The organism is Winogradskyella sp. MH6 (assembly GCF_022810765.1).
In the GTDB taxonomy this organism is placed as follows: domain Bacteria; phylum Bacteroidota; class Bacteroidia; order Flavobacteriales; family Flavobacteriaceae; genus Winogradskyella.
In genome coordinates this window covers 1,120,361-1,137,218 of the sequence record NZ_CP094494.1, presented here as the reverse complement: position 1 = coordinate 1,137,218, position 16,858 = coordinate 1,120,361, and the positions used below count along the sequence as shown (strand labels likewise).

At 34.5% G+C, this 16,858-nt stretch carries 15 protein-coding genes; 9 read left to right on the top strand and 6 right to left on the bottom strand.

The window, feature by feature from the left end; genetic code table 11:
- Positions 1 to 9 precede the first annotated feature (9 nt).
- The 5 genes from MST30_RS05120 to MST30_RS05100 all read left to right on the top strand — a co-directional run bounded on the left by MST30_RS05120 (position 10) and on the right by MST30_RS05100 (position 7,287).
- The gene (locus tag MST30_RS05120) at positions 10 to 3,096 is read left to right on the top strand and encodes a VPS10 domain-containing protein (protein ID WP_243473307.1); all 3,087 of its coding nucleotides are present in this window, start codon (positions 10 to 12) and stop codon (positions 3,094 to 3,096) included.
- A gap of 75 nt (positions 3,097 to 3,171) precedes the next feature.
- Positions 3,172 to 3,720: a CopD family protein gene (locus MST30_RS05115; RefSeq protein WP_243473306.1), complete on the top strand. Its 549-nt coding sequence runs from the start codon at positions 3,172 to 3,174 to the stop codon at positions 3,718 to 3,720.
- 40 nt (positions 3,721 to 3,760) lie between these two features.
- Positions 3,761 to 5,215, top strand: a complete 1,455-nt coding sequence (locus MST30_RS05110) for a sensor histidine kinase (protein ID WP_243473305.1) — start codon at positions 3,761 to 3,763, stop codon at positions 5,213 to 5,215.
- 53 nt (positions 5,216 to 5,268) lie between these two features.
- Positions 5,269 to 6,051 (top strand): enoyl-CoA hydratase/isomerase family protein, encoded by a 783-nt coding sequence (locus MST30_RS05105; protein WP_243473304.1) that lies wholly within the window; start codon positions 5,269 to 5,271, stop codon positions 6,049 to 6,051.
- Between the two features lie 162 nt (positions 6,052 to 6,213).
- A complete protein-coding gene (locus MST30_RS05100) occupies positions 6,214 to 7,287 on the top strand; it encodes a PA0069 family radical SAM protein (protein ID WP_243473303.1) in 1,074 nt (357 codons plus the stop codon).
- Positions 7,288 to 7,353: 66 nt separating this feature from the next.
- Here the strand turns inward: MST30_RS05100 and MST30_RS05095 are convergent, their stop codons facing one another.
- On the bottom strand, positions 7,354 to 7,911 hold the full coding sequence (locus tag MST30_RS05095) for a T9SS type A sorting domain-containing protein (RefSeq protein ID WP_243473302.1): 558 nt from the start codon (positions 7,909 to 7,911) through the stop codon (positions 7,354 to 7,356).
- Between the two features lie 210 nt (positions 7,912 to 8,121).
- Here MST30_RS05095 and MST30_RS05090 point away from each other — a divergent pair, with 210 nt between their 5' ends.
- On the top strand, positions 8,122 to 8,994 hold the full coding sequence (locus MST30_RS05090; RefSeq protein ID WP_243473301.1) for an AraC family transcriptional regulator: 873 nt from the start codon (positions 8,122 to 8,124) through the stop codon (positions 8,992 to 8,994).
- An 11-nt stretch (positions 8,995 to 9,005) separates the two neighbouring features.
- Here MST30_RS05090 and MST30_RS05085 read toward each other — a convergent pair whose 3' ends face one another.
- The 3 genes from MST30_RS05085 to MST30_RS05075 all read right to left on the bottom strand — a co-directional run bounded on the left by MST30_RS05085 (position 9,006) and on the right by MST30_RS05075 (position 10,887).
- Complete coding sequence (locus MST30_RS05085) at positions 9,006 to 9,662, bottom strand: HD domain-containing protein (protein ID WP_243473300.1); 657 nt, start codon at positions 9,660 to 9,662, stop codon at positions 9,006 to 9,008.
- Complete coding sequence (locus MST30_RS05080) at positions 9,659 to 10,396, bottom strand: lysophospholipid acyltransferase family protein (protein WP_243473299.1); 738 nt, start codon at positions 10,394 to 10,396, stop codon at positions 9,659 to 9,661. Before MST30_RS05080 ends, MST30_RS05085 begins: the two co-directional genes overlap by 4 nt.
- 80 nt (positions 10,397 to 10,476) lie before the next feature.
- Entirely contained in the window at positions 10,477 to 10,887 is a 411-nt protein-coding gene (locus MST30_RS05075; protein ID WP_243473298.1) for a BrxA/BrxB family bacilliredoxin, read from the bottom strand.
- 119 nt (positions 10,888 to 11,006) lie between these two features.
- Between MST30_RS05075 and MST30_RS05070 the strand changes: the two genes are divergently transcribed.
- On the top strand, positions 11,007 to 11,801 hold the full coding sequence (locus tag MST30_RS05070; RefSeq protein ID WP_243473297.1) for a TerB family tellurite resistance protein: 795 nt from the start codon (positions 11,007 to 11,009) through the stop codon (positions 11,799 to 11,801).
- Here MST30_RS05070 and MST30_RS05065 read toward each other — a convergent pair.
- Positions 11,794 to 14,085: a TonB-dependent receptor gene (locus tag MST30_RS05065; protein ID WP_243473296.1), complete on the bottom strand. Its 2,292-nt coding sequence runs from the start codon at positions 14,083 to 14,085 to the stop codon at positions 11,794 to 11,796. The two genes, MST30_RS05070 and MST30_RS05065, sit on opposite strands and share 8 nt — an antisense overlap.
- A 104-nt stretch (positions 14,086 to 14,189) precedes the next feature.
- Here MST30_RS05065 and MST30_RS05060 point away from each other — a divergent pair, with 104 nt between their 5' ends.
- Both MST30_RS05060 and MST30_RS05055 read left to right on the top strand, forming a co-directional pair.
- Positions 14,190 to 14,846 (top strand): metal-dependent transcriptional regulator, encoded by a 657-nt coding sequence (locus tag MST30_RS05060; protein WP_243473295.1) that lies wholly within the window; start codon positions 14,190 to 14,192, stop codon positions 14,844 to 14,846.
- A gap of 4 nt (positions 14,847 to 14,850) precedes the next feature.
- Positions 14,851 to 15,675, top strand: coding sequence for a ZIP family metal transporter (locus tag MST30_RS05055; RefSeq protein ID WP_243473294.1), 825 nt, complete (start codon positions 14,851 to 14,853; stop codon positions 15,673 to 15,675).
- Between the two features lie 34 nt (positions 15,676 to 15,709).
- Here MST30_RS05055 and MST30_RS05050 read toward each other — a convergent pair whose 3' ends face one another.
- On the bottom strand, positions 15,710 to 16,858 hold the full coding sequence (locus tag MST30_RS05050) for an efflux RND transporter periplasmic adaptor subunit (protein ID WP_243473293.1): 1,149 nt from the start codon (positions 16,856 to 16,858) through the stop codon (positions 15,710 to 15,712).

Genomic DNA, 16,858 nt, shown 5'->3' with positions numbered 1-16,858 from the left:
CTAATTTTTATGCGATTTTCTTCCTATCTATTAGCAATATTACTCCCATTTTTTTGCTTAAATCTTCAATCACAAAATTTTCAAGAATCGGATTATGGAGCCTTAGAGTATAGATTACTCGGACCCTTTAGAGGTGGACGAAGTGCTGCTGTTACAGGTGTTCCAAATCAACCTAACCTATATTATTTTGGTGCAACTGGTGGAGGTATTTGGAAAACTACAAACGGAGGTCGTGTCTGGGAAAACATATCAGACGGTTATTTTGGGGGAAGCATAGGTGCTATAGCTGTTTCTAAAAGCGACCCAAATGTTATTTATGTTGGTGGTGGTGAAAAAACCGTCAGAGGAAATGTGTCTTCAGGTTATGGTATTTGGAAAAGCGTTGATGCTGGTAAAACATGGCAAGCATCTGGTTTGCCTCAAAGTAGGCACGTACCACGTATCGCAATTCATCCTACTAATCATAATATTGTTTATGCTGGTGTATTGGGTAACATCTATAAACCAACACAAGAACGAGGTGTTTACAAAAGTACAGATGGTGGAAAAACTTGGAAAAAGACCTTATTTTCTAACGAACATGCTGGTGTTGTAGACTTAATCATGGATCCTACAAATCCTAGAATTTTATATGCTTCAACTTGGCGAGTGCAACGTACACCTTACAGCTTAAGTTCTGGAGGTGAAGGTTCAGCACTTTGGAAAAGTACAGATAGTGGAGAAACTTGGACCGAAATATCGGTTAATAAAGGTTTTCCTGAAGGTATTTTGGGTATCATTGGTATAACAGTATCACCAATAAATAATCAACGCCTTTGGGCTATTGTTGAAAATAAAGACCAAGGAGGTTTATATCGCAGTGACGATGGTGGTGAAACTTGGACACAAGTTAATGATGAAAGAAAATTACGTCAGCGCGCTTGGTATTACACCAGAGTTTATGCAGACACCAAAGATGTAAATACAGTTTATGTCTTAAATGTACGCTATCATAAAAGTACAGATGGTGGCAAGAATTTTAACACCTACAACGCACCTCATGGAGACCATCATGACCTTTGGATTGCACCAGAAAATCCAGACCGAATGATTATCGGAGACGATGGTGGAGCACAAGTTACCTATGATGGAGGCGAGACTTGGAGTACGTATCACAATCAGCCAACATCGCAATTTTACAGAGTAACTACAGATAATGCGTTTCCATATCGTATTTATGTGGCACAGCAGGATAATTCTACTATAAGAATTCCCCACAGAACAGATGGGTATTCAATTACTGAAGACGATTGGGAAAGTACAGCAGGTGGTGAATCTGCTCACATTGCTGTAGATCCTGAGGATAACGATATTGTCTATGGCGGAAGCTATGATGGCTTCTTAACACGAGTGAATCATAAAACAGGAACCGTAAGAGCAATCAATGTTTGGCCAGATAATCCTATGGGTCATGGTGCAGAAGGCATGAAGTATCGTTTTCAATGGAATTTCCCAATTATGTTTTCTAAGCATAATCCAAATCGATTATACACCTTTTCTCAACACGTTCATGTTACTGAAAATGAAGGGCAATCTTGGGAAATCGTTAGTCCAGATTTAACTCGAAATGATCCGGAAAAATTAAAGTCTTCAGGCGGACCGATTACACAAGATAATACCTCTGTAGAATATTATTGTACCATTTTTGCTGCGAACGAATCTCCTTTAAAAGAAGGTTTGCTTTGGGTTGGTAGTGATGATGGTTTAATTCATGTTACTAAAGATGGTGGTAAAACATGGGACAATGTCACACCGAAAGGTATGCCTAAATGGATGATGATTAATAGTATAGAGCCAAGTGCTTTTGATGAAGGTACTTGCTATGTCGCTGGTACAAAATACAAAACAGGTGATTTTGCACCATATTTGTACAAAACCACAGACTACGGAAAAACTTGGAAGAAAATCACTAATGGTATTAATGGCGAGCATTTTACCAGAGTTTTAAGAGAAGATCCAAAGCGTAAAGGTTTGCTTTATGCAGGTACCGAAACAGGAATGTATATTTCTCTTAACGATGGCAAAGACTGGAAGCCATTTCAATTGAATTTACCAATTGTACCAATAACCGACTTAACTATAAAGGACAATAATCTAATCGTTGCGACTCAAGGTAGAAGTCTTTGGATGATAGACGATTTAACTCTTATTCATCAATTATACGATGCGGATTTAAGTAAAACTGTTTTATTTCAACCAAAGGACACTTATAGAATGCGAGGTGGAGGTAGAAGAGGAAGTTTAACAACTGGCACTAATCATCCAAATGGCGTTATCACGTATTTCAATTTAAAAGATTACAAGGAAGACGACGAAGTAGCTCTAACCTATTTCGATACAAAAGGAGACACGATTAAAACATTTTCAACAAAAGACAAAAAGAATATGCTTAAAGTTGAAAATGGAGCAAACCAGTTTGTTTGGGATATGACTTATGATGGTGCAGAACGTTTGCCAGGTATGATATTGTGGTGGGCAAGTTTAGAAGGACCAAGAGCAATTCCTGGTAAGTATAAAGTGAGTTTAAATGTTAATGGAGATGAGCAGTCACAACCATTTACGATTCTTGCAGATCCAAGGGCAGAAAGCACGCTTGCTGATATGGAAAAGCAGTTTCAGTTTGTCAAGGATGTTAACGAAACGATGGACAAAGCGCATAAATCCATTAAAAAAATAAGAAATATTAATGGTCAGCTAAGTGCATTTCAAAAGCAATATAAGGACGATGATAATGTGAAAGACTTGGTAGAAAAAGCCAAAGCCTTAGAAGAGCAACTTTCTAATATTGAAAAAGAATTATACCAAACCAAAAACAGAAGTGGTCAAGATCCTTTAAACTTTCCAATTAAGTTGACTAATAAATTAGGGCATCTCAATGCTTTAGTAAGCATGGGCGATTTTGCACCAACCGATCAAGATGTTGCTGTTAAAAATGAATTGACTTCAAAAATTGAAACGCAATTATCTCAATTTAACACAATTCTTAATGATGAGGTGAAAGCATTCAATGCAGCCTTTAATTCTAAACAGTTGAATTATTTGTTTGTTGAGGATTAAGTCTAAATTTGTCATGCTGAATTTGTTTCATCATCTAAATAACAAGAAAGTTTAAGGAGAATCTAACCTATATAAATGGAATACTATAATTACATAAAATCACTACATCTCATTTTTGTTATCACTTGGTTTGCAGGCTTGTTTTACATTCCAAGATTGTTTGTATATCAAATAGAAGCCTTTCATAAACCTTCACCAGAAAAGGAAATTCTAGGAAAGCAGCTAAAGCTTATGGCGAAACGTTTGTGGTTTATCATCACTTGGCCTTCGGCAATTTTGGCAACACTGTTTGCGATTTGGTTAATGATTTTAATGCCGAGTTGGTTTCAGCAAGGTTGGATGCATGTAAAACTAACTTTTGTAGTATTACTTTTCATATACCACTACAAAACGCATATCTACTACAAACAACTACAAAATGATGAAGTAAAAGTAACTTCAAACTTTATGAGAATTTGGAACGAAGGCGCAACCTTCATCCTTTTTGCAGTAGTCTTTTTAGTCATTTTAAAAAGTACAATTAACTGGATTTTTGGTGTTGTTGGTATCGTAGTTCTTGGGATACTTATAATGTTAGGATTTAAACTATATAAACGTATACGCGAGAAAAACCCAGATGCCTAATTGGCTTGATTATTGCTATATTTAGTCCATTAATAAGCTGATGAAAATTAAAAAACTATCCTTACGGTCTCGAATATTCATTGCAATGATACTTTTGGTATTATTAGCTTCGGTATTAATTGCAGCAGTAACGATTTATCAATATAACGAAGAGGCAAAGGATTATCACAGAGAGCGTTTAGAGCGAAAGGAAAAAGCTATTAGAAAAAGTATAGAGTTTACTATACAAGAAACCACGTATCCTGTAACTACAGAAAATATTCCTTTAATATTTAAAGATGCAATCTTTGATATAGACGCTGTTCATAATCTGCAAATTAACTTATACGATTTAGAAGGAGAACTTTTAAAAAGCTCTAAACGTACCATATTAAGAGACTCGTCAGATAGATGCCTTGGTGCAGAAGTTCTCAATACCTTATCAAATACTGCTGAGCATCGATATGTTATTAAGCAAGAAGAGAACGGACAAACGTTTCAATCTTCATACTCATACATTACCGATGGCAAGTTTAAAAATTTAGCCATACTAAATTTACCCTATTTAGAAAATGATGATTTTCTTAACAGGGAACTTAATGAGTTTTTAATGCGCTTGGGTTATGCCTACTTTGCCATGATTTTGGTGGCCATTGTGTTTGCATATTTTATTTCAACTTATATAACAAAATCACTCAAGACCATTAGTGACAAAATGAACGAGACTAGGCTTGAAAAGCGCAACAAAAAAATCCAAGTAGACTCTACAAGCGAAGAAATAGAAACCCTCGTTAACTCATATAACAGTATGATAGATGAGCTAGAAGCCAGTGCTGTAAAACTGGCAACTAGCGAACGTGAACAAGCTTGGAGAGAAATGGCAAAACAAGTAGCACACGAGATTAAAAACCCGTTAACACCTATGCGGTTGAGTGTGCAGAGTTTTCAGCGTAAATTTGATCCTAATGACGATAATATTCATCAAAAAGTAGATGAATTCAGCAATACACTAATACAGCAAATAGACACAATGAGTTCTATAGCATCAGCTTTTTCAAACTTTGCTAAGATGCCTGCTCAAAAGTCTGAAAATCTTAATGTTGTAAATATTGTAAAACTAGCGTTAGATATTTTTAATGAAGACTACATTTCTTTTGAAGCTGAAACCGAAGAAATTATCGCCAAGTTTGATCGTACACAACTTATAAGGGTGGTAACCAATTTGGTAAAAAACTCAATACAAGCTATACCAGAAACTAAAGAAAACCCAAGTATAAAAGTTAAAGTGTTTTCTAAAGGAGATGAAGTTAAAATTACTATAGAAGATAACGGAAACGGAATTGCAGAGGAGACTAAGTCGAAAATATTCGAGCCAAAATTTACCACAAAGTCAAGTGGTATGGGCTTAGGACTGGCAATGGTAAAAAATATTGTGGAAACCTTTAAAGGAAGTATTACCTTTACCTCACAAGAAGGAGAAGGAACTATATTTACAGTAACTTTTCCTAAAGAATGACTTTGTCATCCTGAGCTTTTTTCAGGATTTTATAGATTAAATCAATAAAAATTATGTCTTACAACAACATATTATCAGACCACCAAAACGGAATTACAACGATTACCATTAACCGACCAAAAAAACTAAATGCTTTAAACAAGGAAACAATACAAGAACTTCATGATGCTTTTGATGAAGCGAATAAGGATTCAGGCACCAAGGTGATTATTGTTACAGGAAGCGGTGAAAAAGCCTTTGTAGCTGGTGCTGATATTAGTGAGTTTGCAGATTTTAATGTAGAAGAAGGCGGAAAGTTAGCTGCTCAAGGTCAAAAATTATTATTCGATTTTGTTGAAAATTTAAGTACTCCTGTTATTGCTGCTGTAAACGGTTTTGCTCTTGGAGGAGGTTTAGAATTAGCCATGGCTTGTCACTTTAGAGTGGCTAGTACAAATGCCAGAATGGGCTTGCCAGAAACCTCGTTAGGTGTAATTCCAGGTTATGGAGGTACACAGCGATTGCCACAATTAGTGGGTAAAGGTAGAGCTATGGAAATGATTATGACTGCTGGGATGATAGATGCTAACCAAGCATTGAGTTACGGATTAGTTAATCATGTTGTAGAGCAAGAAGGCTTATTAGAGTTTTGCGAAAGTATAGCTAGTAAAATAATGAAAAACTCTTCTGTAGCTATAGGAAAAGCCATAAAGGCAATCAACGCTAATTACGAAGATGGTAAGAATGGTTATAAAGTAGAAATTAAACAATTCGGTAAGTGCTTTGGCACTGATGATTTTACCGAAGGGACAACAGCATTTTTAGAAAAGCGTAAAGCTGATTTTCCTGGGAAGTAATCATGATTCTTAATGAATTGTGTTTTATTAGTTTTTAGAATCCAACACCATTCTTCCTACAAAATTTGTGAATAACCAAATCACTTTTCAACACCATTAAGAGCGATAAATAGATAATTTTAATGTCCTGCTTTTTTAAGTTTTACATTTTAATTATCTATTATGAGCTCTAAATCTATCATTAAGGGACGAGGTGCCCAACGCAATATTCATAACCGTTTTTTTGAGTTGTCTCACGAAATGCGTGATGATTTCTTAGAGTTTTGCCATAAAGAAGGTGAGATAGCAGACAAAAATAAAACGCAGTATCTTAATGTATTTCCAAAGACTATAGTCAATAAAGTTACGAGTCCAGATGTTGGTATGGCCTATTCCATGAACATGTACCAAGGTTGTGAGCATGGATGTATTTATTGCTATGCTCGTAATAGTCATGAATTTTGGGGATTTAGTGCAGGTTTAGATTTTGAACGTAAAATTTTAGTAAAAAAAGACGCGCCAAAACTCTTAGAAGATCTCCTAAAGAAGAAAAGTTGGAAAGCGCATACCATAGTAATGTCTGGTAATACAGATTGTTATCAGCCAGCAGAAAAGAAGTTTCAATTAACAAAGCAGTGCTTAGAGGTGTTTTTAAAGTACAAACATCCTGTAGCAATAATTACAAAAAATGCGTTAATCTTAAGAGATATTGAACTTTTAAAAGCGTTAGCAAAAGACAACTTAATTTCAGTAAATATTTCAATAACATCATTGTCTGAAGAGACGAGACGCATTTTAGAACCACGTACAGCAACCATAAAAAGAAGGCTTCAAACTGTAAAAGAACTTAGTGATAATGGTATTCCGGTAAATGTAATGTTGGCACCAATAATACCTTCTATCAATAGTCATGAAATTTTACCAATGGCAAAAGCAGTTTCAGAAGCTGGTGCGCTAAGTATAGCACATACTGTTGTGAGATTAAACGGAGCCATAGGTGAAATTTTTACAGATTGGATTTGTAAAACTATGCCAGACAGAGCAGATAAGGTTTTGCACCAAATTGAAAATTGCCATGGAGGAACATTAAACGAGAGTAGATACGGAGTAAGAATGAGAGGAGAAGGACAAATAGCAAAACAGATTAACGATCTAATTGCATTGGCAAGATTAAAATACTTCAAAGACAAATCTATGCCTAAGCTTAATATAGCTTTACATGAGCAGTATAAAGATGGTCAACTAAAGTTGTTCTAAAAACAAAAGTGGGCATAAAGCCCACCTTCGAAGTAAAAAAATAACTAATATATAAACAATCAAAATTTATATCCTAAAATTCTTGGAGTATACTCTGCCATTAGATTTAATGACTGCTGTATACTCTCCTGTAACAGTTTTATCTAATTTATAAACTCTGTTTAAGACATCTTTTCCTTCAACATTTTCAGTATGAATCAATTCATTTTCAAAGTAAAGCTCAACTTTCATTTCATTAGTGTCTAAACCAATCTTTGAAATGATAAGTAATCCTTCTTCAGGTCTTATTACAGGTTTGTAAATTTTGCTTTGTGTCTCGGTTAGTATTTTAACCTCTTTGTTATTCACTTCCAAGTCAACAACTTCAATTTCAAAATCTTTAGTGATCTCAACGGTATATATTCCATTATTTAGTTGACTAAAATCAAAAAGCCTAACTAGATTTCCATTATGTTTAATACGACCACTAAAAATAACTTCTCCCGAAGTATCCGTCACAGAAAGATTGTGCCCTTCATTTACAAATTTAAATGTTGGTAATTCCTTTAATGTCTCACTCGCGTAGCTTGTATATGTTCCCAACATTACTGCTACTACCAAAATACTTTTAATTAGTGTTTTCATCTTTTTCCTTTTTTAAGGTTAAACTGAATTAACACTACAAATGTATAGTGCTAGTTGGGAGTTAAAAACAAGGATTTTGGCATATTTGTGTGCTTAATTAACCTTAAATAGGTGTTAATAGATATATCGGGTTAAAATAGTATAGAATAATGATAATTATATATACATTTGACTTTTATTATGCTGTAACTTTGCATTAAAAATTTAGAAGTGAACACAAGAAAACCTATTCTAGAAAAAATAAGCCCAGAATTTGGGAGCTCTATGCGAGTTGTAAAACATGGAGCATATATAGGTGAGAAAAAACCATTTTGGCATTTTCACCCAGAAATTGAATTGGTTTACGTCAATAAAGGAAAAGGAAAGCGACATATAGGTAATCATTTGTCTTACTTTAACAACAGCCAACTTTTATTATTGGGTTCTAATTTACCACACAATGGTTTTACAGATAGGCTTACAATAAATGGAACCGAAACCATTGTACAGTTTAAGCCAGAGTTTTTAGGAGAGCATTTCTTTAGTATTCCAGAGATGGAAAAAATAAATAATCTATTTGAACGTGCTAAAAGCGGAATTCTTTTTGGTATACCAACCAAACAAAAGTTAGGAAAGAAAATAGAAAGGTTGTCTGAAAAAGAAGGCTTTAAAAAAATTCTACTCTTGCTAGAAATATTACACAGTTTAGCCAAAGCTGAAGATTACACTATTTTAAATGCCGATGGTTATACCTTTGAAGCAGAACCACAAGACAGTGCTAAAATCGACACCATTTTTAAACATGTAAACGAAAACTTTAAAGAGCACATAAGTTTAGATGAAATTGCAGATAAAGTAAGTATGACGGTTCCTGCATTTTGTAGATACTTTAAAAAAGTAACAGGAAAGACCTTTACAAAATTGGTAAACGAATACCGAGTAGTGCATGCTACAAAATTACTTACAGAAAGCCAAATGAGTATCGCAGATATAAGTTTTGAATGTGGTTTTAATAACTTTTCTCACTTTAATAAGTTATTTAAGGAAATTACAGGCAAAAGTGCTTCAAAATATAGAAGTGAGGTTAAATTAATGGTGCAATAAAGTTTTAGGCTTTACTGTTCTCCATTCCACTCAGCATAAAACTGCTTTAGGTAATCTTCCATAAACTTATGTCTATCAGAGGCGATTCGCCTCCCAGTTTTGGTATTCATTTGGTCTTTGAGCAACAGCAACTTTTCGTAGAAGTGATTTATAGTTGGTGCTTTAGCAGCTTTATATTCTGCTTTGGTCATATTAAGATTTGGCGCTATATCAGGATTGTACAAAGCTCTGTTCTTAAACCCTCCGTAGTTAAAGCATCTGGCAATTCCTATGGCTCCAATAGCATCTAATCTATCAGCATCTTGTACAACTTCCATTTCTCGGGAGTTAAAAGAAGTTTCCAAATCAAAAGAATTTTTAAAAGACATATTCTCTATAATTTGGGTTACATGTTCAATAACAGTACTATCTACATTTTGTTTTAATAGAAACTCTGAAGCCTTTTTGGGGCCAATAGTTTCATCACCATCATGAAATTTTGGATCAGCAATATCATGGAGTAAAGTAGCCAATTCAACGACTAAAAGATCTACATTTTCGTTTTTTGAAATGAGCTTGGCATTGTTGTAAACTCGCAAAGTATGAAACCAATCGTGTCCACCTTCAGCATCTTCTAACGATGCTTTTACAAATGCTTTTGTAGATTCTATTAGCCCAAGATTTGTCATTGTTCGATGCTGCTTTTAACCTGGGCTTCAACGATACTGATTAGCTCAAGCTTATCTTCATAATGATTTGCTTGAATAGGTTTGTGAACTAAAAAAGAAATACGAGCGCCTAAACCCATAGGGAATTTACCATACTTAAGTGTTTTCCATGAATTATTAATGGTAATAGGAACAATTAAAGCATTTGGCGCATGCTTTATCATGGTAAGCAAACCTTTAGTTTTAAATGGTTTTGGTTTTCCGTCTCTACTTCGTGTACCTTCAGGAAAAATAACAGCTGCCCATTTGTTGTTTTCAATTCGTTTTGCAAAATTTTCAATAGCTTTAATAGAACCTAAGGCATCTTTTCTATCTATAAGCACAGAGCCACCATGGCGTAAATTATAAGAAACACTTGGTATACCTTTGCCTAACTCTTTTTTACTGATAAATTTTACATGATGTTTGCGCAAGTACCAAATTAAAGGAGGTATGTCGTACATGCTTTGGTGGTTGGTAACAATAATTAGAGGGACACCTTTTTCAATTTTGTAGGGATTGGTAAAAGAAAACGTAGTGCCCAACACATTTAGGCTGCGCATTATAAAAAATTGTAACCAATCTACACTGATTTTGTGTGCTTGGTATCCGAATACATTTTTACAAAACCATTGTATAGGGTGAAATATTACTAAGGTTAATCCAAAGCAAATAAAGTATAAAACGGTAAGAGGGTAGGCTAATAGCTTTTGCATACTACAAAAGTATATCAATGCCTATTAAGCACAAAAAAACCACGAATTAATTCGTGGTTTTAACTATTATTTTTTTCTTCTTAACAATACTCATTATAAGCATCTATAAGATTTTCTGCAATTAGTTCTGCAGGTCTACCTTCAATGTGGTGACGCTCTAGCATGTGTACCAATTCGCCATCTTTAAATAAAGCCATACTTGGAGAACTTGGAGGAAACGGAATCATATATTCCCTAGCCTTGTTAGTTGCTTCTTTATCTACACCTGCAAATACCGTTACTAAATTATCTGGACGTTTTACGTTCTCTAAACTCATACGAGCGCCAGGTCTTGCATTGGCAGCTGCACATCCACAAACCGAATTAACAACCACTAATGTTGTTCCTTCTTTTGCTATGGCTTGGTCTACAGCTTCTGTAGTATGTAATTCTTCAAAACCTACGTTTGTTAAATCTTCACGCATTGGTTTTACTAATTCTGCTGGATACATATTTTTTTCTTTTTAATTATCAATTTTAAAGTGCAAAGATACCAAATGTGTAACAATTAATATAAGTAATACACTAACTAATAGTATATTTACTCATTCATAAAATCTATAGTTAACATATGAGTTTTGCAAAGTGGATAGGAGGTGCTATTGGCTGGTCTTTTGGCGGACCAATAGGAGCTATAATTGGATTGGCCTTGGGTAGTTTTGTTGATAATTTATCTGAAAACGGATCTCCTTTAATAGGAGAAAGACAAACAGGTCAAAATCGTCAGCGCGATCTATATCGTCAAAGGCCGAAACAAACTCGAAAAGATCAAAGACCACAAACACAATCTGGAGATTTTGAGGTTAGTTTGTTGATATTAGCATCAATCATTATAAAAGCGGATGGCAAACAAGACCAGCGAGAGCTAGACTTTGTGCGTCAGCAATTTAGAAATATGTATGGTGCTGATAGAGCTAATCATGCTTTTGAATTGTTTAAGCGTATTTCTAAGCAAAATATATCGATGCGCCAAGTTTGCTTTCAGATTAAACAAATGATGGACCATGCATCGCGTTTACAATTGCTTCACTTTTTATTCGGAATTGCGAAAGCAGATGGCCACGTTACTGAGGTTGAAATAAAGCAAATCTACACCATGTCTGGCTATTTAGGTATTAGCAGAAAAGATTTTGAAAGTATTAAAGCCATGTTCTATGACATGACTAATAATGCTTATAAAATTCTGGAAGTTGACAAAACAGCTTCAGACGATGCCGTTAAAAGCGCTTACCGAAAAATGGCAAAAAAATACCATCCAGACAGAGTAGGTCATTTAGGTAAAGAACATCAAGAAGGGGCTGAAGAAAAGTTTAGACAGGTACAAGAAGCTTATGAGCATATTCAGAAGGAGCGAGGATTCAAATAGATAAAATTCTTAACCCAACAAAAAATGTTCTAGGCATACCTGGTCCGTAAACGTAGTTACTGTCTCTGTTTTTACCAGTGTCAAAATCATTTTGGTAGGCGTTAAAAATGTTTTTTATGCCGCCAAAAACTTCTAATGAAGTGTCCAGGTTTTTAAGGTTAAATCTATAACTGCTTTTCCAGCTAAACTCATGAAAAGAAGGTGTAGTCTTATACTCGTTAACGAGTTGCTCTGGTGCTCCTGCAAAATGAGCAATGAGCATATCTCCTGTATAGACATAATTTAGGTTGCTATCAAATCTATCACTAGGCATAAAACTCAAGGATGTAAAACCATAATGATTAGGTGTTCTTAAGAATTCGCGTCTAGGGTTTAACCCTTCAATAGTTTCTACAGCAGTGTTAAATTCACTTTTTTGAATGGTGAAACCAGTTTCTAACTGCACTTTTTTGTTATAGTTTGCTCTAACTTCAATAGTGATACCTTGTACAACAGCGGCATCTCCATTTTGCTTTTCAAAACGTTGACCAAACTCATCCTCTCCAATTGGGTTGAGGTAAAATGCATCATCAAGTTTTGTGTAAAACCCTTCGAGCGTAAAACCAGCAATAAACTTTTCGCTTGATTTGTCATAATTAATTGAAGTGCTGAAACTGTTAGAACGTTCTTGTGTTAAATCATCGTCTAAAGAGATTCTAGAGATACCTCCACCTGTAAAAGCAATATGCAAATCGGTATCAAAAGCTTGTGGTGCTCTAAAACCTGTACTCCAAGTTGCTCTTAATTGAACATTAGATTCTGTTTTGTAAAGAAGAGAAAACCTAGGACTAAAGATTAAATGATCTACCAAATTATTGCTATCTACTCTAAAGCCAGAAAGCAAGTTTAGCTTTGGTGTTATTTCCCAATCACTTTGAAAAAATGTGCCGAGATTTTTTGTGGTTTGGTCAATTTTATAGTTGTATGAGTTTATAATATCTAATACATCGTCAACTAAATATTCTGTACCAATGGTAAGGACATTGGTGCCCTTTAAAAAGTTATTTAGCCTATGGTTTAATTGAATACCTCCTTGTAAAGTCACAGTTTTTGAAGTTCCGTATGGAGGATTAGAAATATGTGTATCAATTTCAGTTTCATCATCCGGAAAGATACCAGTATAATGGTCTCTGTCTGTTTGTTGAGCACCAAAATACGTAATTAATGAGCTGTTATCATTATTGAAATTTAGCTGATAGTCTAAGCTACCCATAATCACATCATGAGTTCTTTCTTCTGCTTGTTGTGCTAAATATGCAGGTTGGTCTACCATTTCACCACCATAACGATATTCGTTGAGTTTACTAAAGCTAGCTTCCAGTTTTTGATTTTCTGAAGGTAAGAAGAAGAAATTAGCACCTAGAGCTGTGTTTTTTAATGTGGTTAATTCCGAAAAATTATCATCATTATGGTCATAAAATTCGCGATTACGATTGTTTATAAACAACGAAACTCCAGCATTTTTAGATTTTGAGACAACGGTCGCATTACCAGAAATAATGTGATCATCCGTTTTTCCATTAATGTTCTGGTAGGTATAGCTTATATCAAAATTATTGGTTTTAGGGACTTTTGTAATCACATTAACCACGCCACCAATAGCACTAGAGCCATAAAGCGAAGAGCCTCCGCCACGAATGGTTTCTATACGCTCTATCATATTTACAGGAATTTGCTCTAAACCATACAAACCTGTTAAAGGGCTAAAAATAGGTCTGCCGTTAATTAAAATTTGAGAATAGCCTCCACCTAGTCCATTTATTCTAAGCTGTGTATAATTACAGGTTTGGCAATCGGTTTCTACTCTTAATCCAGGCTGAAATTTCAATCCTTCAGAGAGATTACAAGCTTGTAGCGTATTTAGGCTTTCACTATTCAAAATATTAACAATGACAGCGGAATTTGTTTTTCGTTTAAAAGTTCGGGTGCCTGTTACAACAACTTCATCTAATGACTCTGTTTCAAGATTAAAATTTATAGTGGAATTGTCCTCAATTTTAATGGTCTTATATTGGGTGATATAACCAGCCATTGAGGCGATAATGGTATAAGTTTCGCTCGGAATATTTTTAATTTCATAATAGCCATTAGCATCAGTGGTAGTGCCATAAGAAGTAGTTTCTAAATAAACATTAGCATAGCTAATTGGCTCACCTTCTGATGTTATATAACCACTTAATGTAAATGTAGTTTGACTATTAGTGAGCTGAAAAGCCAAAAGAAAAACCATTAATATTCGATACATGACAACTTATTTTAAAGCAAAAGTAAAACAAAATTTAGACAAGACTAAAAAATTATTTACTTAAACAAAATAAGTAGTATATTTGTAGAAAGTTTTTAAACCTTATGATTACTTTATCTGAAGAGAATTACCTAAAGACCATCTTTCATCTAGAAAGTAGAGAAGGTACAGCAGTAAGTACTAATGCCATAGCTGAAAAAATTGAAACCAAAGCGTCTTCTGTTACTGATATGGTTAAGAAATTGTCGGATAAAGACTTTGTAAATTATAAGAAATACCAAGGAGTTAGTTTAACGAAAAAGGGGAGAAGTACTGCTCTAAGTATCATTAGAAAGCATCGTCTTTGGGAAGTGTTTTTGGTTGATAAATTAAATTTTACGTGGGACGAAGTACACGACGTTGCAGAACAGTTAGAACACATTAAATCCCCAAAACTTATTGATGAACTGGATGCTTTTTTAGAGTTTCCAACTCATGATCCACATGGTGATCCTATACCAGATAGGAATGGGAATTTTTCAAAATCAGATAAAATTAAATTATCCAAAGGAGAGCTAGACACCAATTATAAATTTGTTGGTGTAAATGATTCATCTTCAGATTTTTTGAAGTATTTGGATAAAAATCAGATTGCTTTAGGATGCCAAATAAAGGTGTTGGCTAGAGAATCTTTTGATGAATCGATGACCATATTAGTTCAAGATAATGAGCTTAATATATCAAAGACAGTTTCTAATAATTTATTTGTAAAAACCGTTTAATAGTATGATACAAGATGTTGTTCAATATTTTGAAACCATAGATCCAGTACTTGGTGCTTTATACGCATCTTTATTTACTTGGATAGTAACCGCTGCAGGTGCATCATTAGTATTTTTCTTTAAGGGAATGAATAGAGCACTCTTAGACGGTATGTTGGGCTTTACAGGAGGTGTAATGGTAGCTGCAAGTTTTTGGAGTCTATTGGCTCCAGGAATTGAGATGAGCGAAGGCGAAGGCTTTGTAAAGGTTATTCCGTCTGTAGTAGGTTTTTCGTTGGGAGCACTTTTTATTTTTGCATTAGATAAGTTAATGCCTCATTTACATATTAATTTTAAAGAAGAGGAAAAAGAAGGTGTAAAAACCCCTTGGAGGAGAACTACACTTTTAGTGTTAGCTATTACATTACATAATATACCTGAAGGATTAGCTGTTGGTGTACTATTTGGTGGAGTTGCAGCAGGCATACCAGAGGCTACAATAGGAGGAGCGGTAGCTTTAGCTTTGGGTATCGGAATTCAAAATTTCCCTGAAGGATTAGCTGTTTCTATGCCATTACGCAGACATGGAGTTAGCAAGTTTAAGAGTTTTTGGTATGGACAACTTTCTGCTATTGTAGAGCCAGTAGCTGCTGTTTGTGGTGCTGTTGCAGTTACCTTTTTTCAACCTATTTTACCATATGCTTTAGCTTTTGCAGCTGGTGCAATGATTTTTGTTGTTGTAGAAGAAGTGATACCCGAAACCCAACGTGATAAGTATACCGATTTAGCCACCTTAGGCTTTATAGGTGGCTTTATTGTAATGATGACTTTAGACGTAGGTCTCGGATAAAACAGACTTTTTCTACTTACTTTATAATAGCATTTTAATGATCGTGTCCACCTTCGCCACCTTCTTCCAGTAGCATTCCGATACCTTTAACTAATATTTGTTTGTTTTGTATAGCTTCAGGATTTAAAATTTCTGTAGCGTTTTCATCCTGTTGTCCTGTATTGACTTTTAGCTTTATAAATTGATAGCCATCAGTAGTTGTTTCATCTAAAACAAGCACATAATTGTTTTTGTCTTCACTTACAATAGCTTCGTTTTGTAATCCAACACCTTTTTCACTGTCTGTAATAATGTTAGCTTCTACAAACATACCAACAATAAAATTGGCTAAGTCTTTATCTACATGTCCGTGAACTTTAACACGTCTTGTAGTTTCATCAATTGTAGTACCAACTAAATGCACGTCTGCTTCAAAAGTTTTTTCTGAAGCTTCAGGAATTTTAAAAAGTATCTTTTGACCTTTTTTGATGTGCATAATATCTTTTTCAAATACCGATAACTCTAAATGAATATGGTCAATATCTACAATTTCTAATATCACATCGTTTGGTGCAACATAAGCACCATTACTTACATTTACTTTAGTGACGTTTCCATTAATTGGTGCATATAGACTAATGGTTGAGGTAATATTTCCTTGTTCTACAGCAGCTGGACTAATATTCATCATTTGTAATTTTTTCTTTAGCCCGTTGTAAGTAGCTAAACTACTTTTGTAAGTGCTTTGTGCTTTTAGGTAGTTTTTTTCTGAAGTTATTTCTTCATCAAACAACGTTTTTTGTCTGTTAAATTCAGCTTTTAAGTAATTAAGTTGCTCTGCGATTTCTAAATAATTTTGCTGAATTTCAACATACTCAGGATTTTTTAAGCTTACTAAAAGTTGTCCTTTTTTAACTTCGTCACCAACTAAAAGCGGTGTGTTTGTAATATATCCACCAATAAATGTCGTGATACTCGATTTGTTTTTGGGTGGTACGTCTATCATTCCGGTAACGGCAATTCCTGTTGAAAAATCAAGTGTTTTTAAAGTATCTAAAACCATTTGCTCGCTTTCAAATTGTGCTTTAGTTACTGTTATTACATTGCTTTTGGTTGCTGTGTTTTCAACCGATTCTGTGTTGTTTTCTTTATTTCCGCAGGCTAAAAATAAAAGCGAAAAAAGAAATATATATATGTTTTTCAT

Bases quoted from the DNA above. Each gene is read 5' to 3' on its own strand.
- MST30_RS05120 (WP_243473307.1), top strand. From the start codon at position 10: ATGCGATTTTCTTCCTATCTATTAGCAATATTACTCCCATTTTTTTGC.
- MST30_RS05115 (WP_243473306.1), top strand. From the start codon at position 3,172: ATGGAATACTATAATTACATAAAATCACTACATCTCATTTTTGTTATC.
- MST30_RS05110 (WP_243473305.1), top strand. From the start codon at position 3,761: ATGAAAATTAAAAAACTATCCTTACGGTCTCGAATATTCATTGCAATG.
- MST30_RS05105 (WP_243473304.1), top strand. From the start codon at position 5,269: ATGTCTTACAACAACATATTATCAGACCACCAAAACGGAATTACAACG.
- MST30_RS05100 (WP_243473303.1), top strand. From the start codon at position 6,214: ATGAGCTCTAAATCTATCATTAAGGGACGAGGTGCCCAACGCAATATT.
- MST30_RS05095 (WP_243473302.1), bottom strand. From the start codon at position 7,911: ATGAAAACACTAATTAAAAGTATTTTGGTAGTAGCAGTAATGTTGGGA.
- MST30_RS05085 (WP_243473300.1), bottom strand. From the start codon at position 9,662: ATGACAAATCTTGGGCTAATAGAATCTACAAAAGCATTTGTAAAAGCA.
- MST30_RS05080 (WP_243473299.1), bottom strand. From the start codon at position 10,396: ATGCAAAAGCTATTAGCCTACCCTCTTACCGTTTTATACTTTATTTGC.
- MST30_RS05075 (WP_243473298.1), bottom strand. From the start codon at position 10,887: ATGTATCCAGCAGAATTAGTAAAACCAATGCGTGAAGATTTAACAAAC.
- MST30_RS05070 (WP_243473297.1), top strand. From the start codon at position 11,007: ATGAGTTTTGCAAAGTGGATAGGAGGTGCTATTGGCTGGTCTTTTGGC.
- MST30_RS05065 (WP_243473296.1), bottom strand. From the start codon at position 14,085: ATGTATCGAATATTAATGGTTTTTCTTTTGGCTTTTCAGCTCACTAAT.
- MST30_RS05060 (WP_243473295.1), top strand. From the start codon at position 14,190: ATGATTACTTTATCTGAAGAGAATTACCTAAAGACCATCTTTCATCTA.
- MST30_RS05055 (WP_243473294.1), top strand. From the start codon at position 14,851: ATGATACAAGATGTTGTTCAATATTTTGAAACCATAGATCCAGTACTT.
- MST30_RS05050 (WP_243473293.1), bottom strand. From the start codon at position 16,858: ATGAAAAACATATATATATTTCTTTTTTCGCTTTTATTTTTAGCCTGC.